The organism is Streptomyces alkaliphilus (assembly GCF_014141535.1).
In the GTDB taxonomy this organism is placed as follows: Bacteria; Actinomycetota; Actinomycetes; order Streptomycetales; family Streptomycetaceae; genus Streptomyces; species Streptomyces alkaliphilus.
Genome location: NZ_VKHT01000924.1, coordinates 1 through 1,982 on the forward strand (window position 1 = coordinate 1; position 1,982 = coordinate 1,982).

The 1,982-nt window shown below is 77.6% G+C and carries 2 protein-coding genes; both read right to left on the reverse strand.

All coding sequences use genetic code 11. The annotated features are described in order from the left end of the window. Positions 1 to 54 precede the first annotated feature (54 nt). On the reverse strand, positions 55 to 726 hold the full coding sequence (locus FNQ90_RS21185) for an NAD(P)H-binding protein (RefSeq protein ID WP_182607815.1): 672 nt from the start codon (positions 724 to 726) through the stop codon (positions 55 to 57). A 62-nt stretch (positions 727 to 788) separates the two neighbouring features. Next, positions 789 to 1,982: amidohydrolase family protein (locus FNQ90_RS21190; RefSeq protein WP_228471451.1), on the reverse strand; the 1,194-nt coding region annotated here is incomplete at its 5' end.

Genomic DNA, 1,982 nt, shown 5'->3' on the forward strand with positions numbered 1-1,982 from the left:
GTGAAAGGGGGGCGGGGCCAACGCCCCGCCCCACCTCCTTTCCCCGGCGGTGCCTCAGGAGGCGCTGGTGCCCGTCAGGGAGCGGATGGCGTCGGCCACGGGCACGTCCCCGTTGACCAGTTCCAGCGTCAGCCCGGCCGTGCGGGGTTCGTCCAAGAGGCCCAGGAGGACGGTGGCGACGTCGTCGCGGGTGATCGCCGAGCGTCCCGTGTGCTCGGCCAGGTGCACCCGGCCGGTGCCGGGGTCGTCGGTCAGCGCGCCGGGGCGCAGGATGGTCCAGTCCAGGCCGGCGCGGGAGCGGATCTCGGCGTCGGCGGCGGCCTTCGCCCGCAGGTAGGTGGCGAAGACCGGCTCGGTGTCGGCGGGCGGCTCACGATCGGTGCCCATGGCCGAGACGACGATCATCCGGCGGACGCCTGCGAGTTCGGCCGCGTCGGCGAAGAGGACGGCGGCGGCCCGGTCCACGGTCTCCTTGCGTTCGGCGCCGCTGCCCGGCCCCGCGCCGGCGGCGAAGACCGCCGCCGTCGCGCCGCGAAGGTGGTCGGCCACTTCGGTGAGGTCGGCGTGCTCCAGGTCGCAGACGACCGGTTCGGCGCCGAGCTCCTCCAGGTCGGCGGCGTGGTCGGGATTGCGGATGAGGCCCACGGCCCGGTCGCCGCGCTCGGCGAGCAGCCGTTCCAGTCGGCGGGCGATCTGTCCGTGGCCTCCGGCGATGACGATGCGCATGATCCCGACGGTACGCCGGGAGGTGGGGCGGGAGGGGTCCGCCGCGCCGGCCGCCGCGCGGCTCAACCGGTGGACTGGCGCGGGAGTTCGGTCGCCGTACCGTCCCCGATGTCGCAGTACTCGCGCACGGCGCTGGTTCGCGAGACGATCCGTCCGCGGTGGAGGACCAGTCTGCTGTAGGCGAGGGAGAGCACGTTCGGCAGGCAGTCGCCGCGCACGGCCAGCAGTTCGGCGGGGTACCCCGCCTCGATCCGTACGGGGGGCAGCCCCAGCGCGGCGCGGGCCCGGTCGGAGACGGCCCGGTAGGCGTCGAGTGGGTCCTCGCCGCCCCGGGAGACGAGTTGACAGGCGGCCTCCAGCGGATCGCCACGTCCCACCGGATTGGCCGCGTCGCGCAGGGCGCCGCCGCCGGCGATCACCCGGACCCCGGCCGCGCGCAGGGGTCGGGCCAGGGGCGCGGTGTCCGGTGACGCACGGCGCGCGATGTCCCCGTCGCGCCCCCCGCCGCCTCCGTTCGGGACGGCCCGCACGGGGGCGCACGGCCCCTGGGGCAGCAGGGCCACGGTCACGCCCGCGGCGGCCAGTCGGTCGGCGGTTCGACGGAACGCGTCGGGGGCGAGGCGGGCGAGCCCCGTGCACGGGCCGATGACGACGCCCGGTCGGTGTCCGGCGCAGGCCGCCGCGAGCCGGTCGAGGAGGGCGGGGTCCCCGGCGTCGGTGTGCAGGTCGAGGGGAAGGCCGTGTTCGTCCGCGGCGGCGATCAGCGGGTCGAGGCTGCCACCGGGATCGGGGTCCGCGTCGGGCAGGCCGCCGAGGGCGGCGGCCCCCATCGCGGCGGCGTCCCGGAGCAGGGCGCGGCCGTCCGCGGCGGTGCGGCCGGTGAGGGGACCGGCGTCGGCGGTCAGGCGCAGGTCGGTGAGGCCGGTCAGGGAGCGGGCGGCGCGCAGCGCGGCGTCGAGGGTGCGCAGGCCGATGGTGTCCCCGACCCGGATGTGGCCGCGCTGGGCGGTGGCGCCGTGGGCGAGGTGGTGCAGGGCGGCCTCGGTGACCCGTCGGAGTGTCGAGTCCCCACCCGGTGCCGGGGCCGGTGCGGTGACGACGGTGTCCGGGTCGCCGGCGAGCGTGGCGGGGTCGGGCGGCGCACCGGGTGCGGTGAGCGCGGTGTCGTGGTGGCCGTGGGGTTCGACGGGCGCGGGGAGCAGGAGCCAGCCGGTGAGGTCCACCACGCGTCCGCCGTCCCGGGCCCGGTCCGGGGA

Bases quoted from the DNA above. Each gene is read 5' to 3' on its own strand.
- FNQ90_RS21185 (WP_182607815.1), bottom strand. From the start codon at position 726: ATGCGCATCGTCATCGCCGGAGGCCACGGACAGATCGCCCGCCGACTG.